At 68.4% G+C, this 4,280-nt stretch carries 4 protein-coding genes and 1 pseudogene; 1 reads left to right on the top strand and 4 read right to left on the bottom strand.

The window, feature by feature from the left end:
- Together VF697_RS43425 and VF697_RS43420 are read right to left on the bottom strand one after the other, a co-directional pair.
- Positions 1 to 336 (bottom strand): annotated as a pseudogene (locus tag VF697_RS43425) (histidine kinase); the annotation flags it as partial.
- Positions 337 to 447: 111 nt separating this feature from the next.
- Positions 448 to 1,509, bottom strand: coding sequence for a hypothetical protein (locus VF697_RS43420; RefSeq protein ID WP_331101826.1), 1,062 nt, complete (start codon positions 1,507 to 1,509; stop codon positions 448 to 450).
- A gap of 103 nt (positions 1,510 to 1,612) precedes the next feature.
- On the opposite strand from VF697_RS43420, the gene VF697_RS43415 reads away from it, so the two are divergent.
- Complete coding sequence (locus VF697_RS43415; RefSeq protein WP_331101824.1) at positions 1,613 to 1,957, top strand: dihydrofolate reductase family protein; 345 nt, start codon at positions 1,613 to 1,615, stop codon at positions 1,955 to 1,957.
- 74 nt (positions 1,958 to 2,031) lie between these two features.
- Here VF697_RS43415 and VF697_RS43410 read toward each other — a convergent pair whose 3' ends face one another.
- Together VF697_RS43410 and VF697_RS43405 are read right to left on the bottom strand one after the other, a co-directional pair.
- Complete coding sequence (locus tag VF697_RS43410) at positions 2,032 to 3,288, bottom strand: MFS transporter (protein ID WP_331101822.1); 1,257 nt, start codon at positions 3,286 to 3,288, stop codon at positions 2,032 to 2,034.
- An 86-nt stretch (positions 3,289 to 3,374) separates the two neighbouring features.
- On the bottom strand, positions 3,375 to 4,280 hold a 906-nt coding region (locus VF697_RS43405; protein WP_331101820.1), incomplete at its 5' end, for a quinone oxidoreductase family protein.

Below are 4,280 nucleotides of genomic sequence, written 5' to 3'. Positions count from 1 at the left end.
GAGCTTCACGCCTGGAGGGACGAAGACGCCCGCCATCCTCGTCCCGTCGAAGCCCTCGGCGCGGGAGCGGACGGTTCCATCTGGGAACCGGGTGAACAGACTGTCGAAGCGCGGATTCGGATCCTCCTGGCTCGAGGCCTGGATGCGCTCCTTCAGGGCTTTCTGGAGGAGCGCATGGTTGTCCTTCGCCAGCACGAAGATGGCCTGCTCCCGCTGGCTGCGCTCCACCACATGCCGCTCCAGCTGCTGGAGGGCTTCCTTCCGCAGTGTGTGGAACATGTGCAGGTAGCTGACGAGCGTGGTCAGGGCGATGAGGAGGCCAATGCGAACGCCCATCTGGATGAGCGTCGAGCGAGCAAGGGCGGCGGGGGGACGGGAAGTTGGGGATGATGAAGCCATGCTGGGAACCGCTCCACCGCGCTGTAGGCGGGTCGTCCGAGACACGCGTCAGGATGTCATCGCCCGGGTCCGCTCGGCGAGCGCGCCGATGAACTCCTCGGGTCGCTCGACGAAGAGGTCCAGGTGCGCCACCTGCCGGGTGATGCCGAAGAAGAGGGTGGCGCGCACCGGTTCGTGCAGGCACAGGTGCACGTTGGGCTCCTCGAAGGGCGTCACCCTCGGGTTCTTGCTCCCGCCGCGCGGCTGCACCGAGCGCCGCTCCGCGTCCGTGCGCAGTGGCAGCACGCGAGCCAGCTTCTCGTAGGGAATCCGCGCGGAGAAGCGCAGGCCCAGTGACAACTCCAAGGCCTCCGGCGCCAGTCGGTGCGCGGACTGCCGCATCAGTCGCCGGTCCCCCATCAGCCACAGCACCGTGTAGGAATTGAGGGCCAGCAGCAAGCCATGCAGCCACTCGCTGCGCGCTCCGAGCGCGTACAGCAGCAGGTGCACCGCGGTTCCCTCCACCACCATGGCGAGGGTGACGACTGGAATCACCCACTCCGTGCGGCTGGCGGCCATGGGGACGAAGACGGTGGACGAGGACTCGGGCGCGAGCAGGGGGCGGCGCAGCAAGCTCGCCACCATCGCGCCCATCAAGCGCACCTCACCGAAGGCCACCTCCGCCACGGGCGTGGGGAGACTCTCGCGCAGTGCCTCTCGCAGGCGCACCCAGGTGTCGCCCGGCTGCCGCAGCGCCCGCGCCAACCCCACCAGCACCACCGCCGCCACAGCGGCCTCCGCCGCCAACGCCAGGCCGAGCAGCATGTCGCCCGCGGGCACTCCCACTACTCGCAGGCTCACCGAGAAGAGCACCACGCCCACCACCGCGGCGCGCAGCGCCTTGCCCGCCGACAGTCCCACCGTCCTCGGCCCGCCCACCAGCCACAGTGCCGCCGCGGTGAAGAGCACGACATCGGCGACCACGGCCAGGTGCACCAACCTCGGTACCTCGCGCCGCAGCGACAGCAGCGTGAGGACCACCACCTCCACCACGATGAGTGCCAACGCTCCCACCAGGATGCCCTGGCGCATGGGGCCGCGAGGGGGGGCGAGACGTAGGGAAGCAGCCATGGCACATCCTCCATTCCAGCGAGGCCCGCGACCCACTGTGTCCCGCATGGCCCCGCGATGCACTCCGGGAGCGTGCGGGAAATGTGATTCCCGACTTCGGGCCATGAGTCAGGCTGATGACGTCCACCTCCGTCCAGCGCAGTCGCCGGCCCAGTCCGCCCGCCCAGGAGGGGCGCGGCAGGGGCCCTACCCCGGCACCGACGCGGGGCCTCGGGCGTGCGTGAAGAACCAGGAGTGTCCGGATGGGCAGCGCCGCGGCGACGCCAGCAGGAACAACCACTGTGTCGAGGTGGCGAGGCTGAAGCAGGAGCACCCCGGAGACCTGGCGGTCAGCGGCCCGGGCCTGGCGTCAGCGTTGGCGCGGCTGGGGCTGATCGACGAGTACCGGCTGGTCATCTCCCCGGTTCTCGTGGGCGGAGGCAAGCCCTACTTCCCGCGGCTCGGTTAGCGCTTTGGTTCCCGACAAGGAGCGAACGTGGGAGCTACGAAAGCACGGCGCCATCCGGACTGAAGGCGCCCCTGTCAACGTGAGAAGTCCTGCGTGGTAGGTGCGCGGCGCGCGGCATCGGCCCGGGCCTCACCCTCGTTCCCTTTGGCCGTCTCGGGCATTCCCTTCCACAGGAGCAACAGCGCAGCCAGGGCCAGCGCGGACAGGAACACGAAGCCGGCCGGGAAGCCTGCGGCATCCACGATGAAACCGGCAGCCAGGTTGCTCAACATGGACCCGAGGCTCAGTGCGGAAGCCAAGAGCCCTTGGGCGAAGCTCGCCCGTTCGGAGGAGCCCATCAGATCGTGGACGACCATGATCGCCACGACGCTGAAGGTGCCCGCCGCCATTCCGTCCAGCACCTGAAGGCCGAGCAGCACGTTGACGTCGTTGGTCAGGAAGTACAGCATGCCCCTCGTCGCGAGCAGCAGAAAAGCGATTGTGAGCAGCTTCTTGCGTCCCCGTCCAGCCAGCTTGCCGCACACGAACACGGTGGGCACCATCACCAGCTGGGCGATGATGATGCAAGCTGCCAGGTACAAGGTTGAGTTCTCCGGCTTCGCCTGGGCAATCTCCTGTGCGACCAACGGCAGCATCGCCCCGTTGGAAAAGTAGAAGGCAAATGTCAGCGACAGAAACATCAGGAAGGGCTTGTTACACAGCACCTCACGGAAAAGGCTCTTCTTTTTCTCGGTCTGCGCCTGCGGCGAGGGTGTGGGGACTGTCACGTCTTTGGGCGCGATGCACAGGGCACTGAGGGTGCAGAGGACCGCAAAGCTCGTCATGCAATAGAAGATGCCGGCGTTGTTGGTAAAGCGCGCCACCACGCCAGTCATCACCGCCGAGACCACGTTGCCCGAGTGGTTGTAGCTCTGGTTTTTGCTGAGGGCGCGGTCGAAGTGCTCGCGCCCGCCCATCGTGGCCACCAGCGCCACCAGGCTGGGCACATAAAACGAGGCGGCCAGCCCGAGCACCACCTGGCAGACCAAGACCGTTGGCAGGGTGCGAAGAGCCGGCCAGAGCAGGGCCACCGAGCCGACTACGATGGAGGCGACGATGATGGGCAGGCGCTTCCGGCGCGTTCGGTCGACCACGAGCCCGGCCGGCGCTTGTCCAATGACCATCGACAACTGCGTGGCCGCGATGGCCATGCCGATGGCCCCCGCCTGCCAGTTCAGGTTGGAGGCAAGGTACACGGCAAGGAAGGGTCCCACGCCGTCGCTGATGTCGGCCGCGAAAAAGTTCAGCCAGTTCAGCGCCGTCCAGCTTCGTTTTGAGGGTCTCTCCGACATGAAAACAATCTATGGCGAGACCTGGGCTCGGGCACGCACGAATCTTTGAATTGCTGACTGACGGAAGGTCGGTAGCGAAGGGAGGCTCAGCCGCACTCCACGACGAGCTTCCCCTGCACGCGGCCCTCTTCGAGCAATCGGTGGGCCTCGCGCGCGGAGGCCTCCGACAGCGGGCCCACGCTGCGCACGGCGGGGGGATTCAGGGCGCCCTCCTCGATGAGCCGCGAGAGGGTCTCGAGCTGCTCGCGGTAGACGCCCCACGTCTCCCGGGGGGCATAACGGGCCCGCGCACCGAGCTGGATGAAGTGGAACTCCAGCGAGCGGAGGATGAGCGGGCTGCGCGTCTCGTCCCAGAGATTGAGGGGGGAGTCGGCGGGCTCCTCCACGATGGACACCACGCGCCCCTCCACCGCCGCCGCGTCGAAGCACAGCGCCTTCATGTCGCCGCCGACGAAGTCCAGGGCCACGGGGACCGGCCGCCCCCCGTTCATCGCCAGCAGCTCCGAGAGCAGCTGCTCCCGAGACAGCCCGCGGTAGCGGAGGATGTGGCCGGGCTCCACGCCGAGCTGTCGAACCAGGTACTGGGCGCTCGTGTCGCCGCCAGCCGTGGTGAGGACGGGATGGGCGCCCAGGTGGCGCAGCAGCTGGAGCGCCATGGAGCCCACGCCCCCCGCACCTCCGGCGACGAAGACGGCCTCGCCTCGCTGGACCCGCGCCCGGGTGACGGACTGCCACGCCGTGAGCGCCACCACGGGCAGCGCGGCCGCCTCGGCGAAACCCAGCCGCGCGGGCTTGGGGACCACCAGCACCGCCGGCGCGCAGGTGTACTCCGCATGGGAGCCATTGCTGCCCTGGCCACCCCGGTAGCAATACACCGCGTCGCCCACGGCGAGTCCCTTCACGCCCTCGCCCAGCGCGTCCACCACGCCCGAGAAGTCCCGCCCCAGGACCTGCGGCAGCTGGCCGCCGAAGCCGCCCTGGCGGAAGAGGAC

Origin of the sequence: Archangium sp., from assembly GCF_036388035.1 — a bacterium.
Lineage (GTDB): Bacteria > Myxococcota > Myxococcia > Myxococcales > Myxococcaceae > Archangium.
This window is presented reverse-complemented; position numbering and strand designations above follow the sequence as displayed.

Excerpts from the sequence above, each read along its gene's own strand:
- VF697_RS43420 (WP_331101826.1), bottom strand. The coding sequence starts at position 1,509 with ATGGCTGCTTCCCTACGTCTCGCCCCCCCTCGCGGCCCCATGCGCCAG.
- VF697_RS43410 (WP_331101822.1), bottom strand. The coding sequence starts at position 3,288 with ATGTCGGAGAGACCCTCAAAACGAAGCTGGACGGCGCTGAACTGGCTG.
- VF697_RS43415 (WP_331101824.1), top strand. The coding sequence starts at position 1,613 with ATGAGTCAGGCTGATGACGTCCACCTCCGTCCAGCGCAGTCGCCGGCC.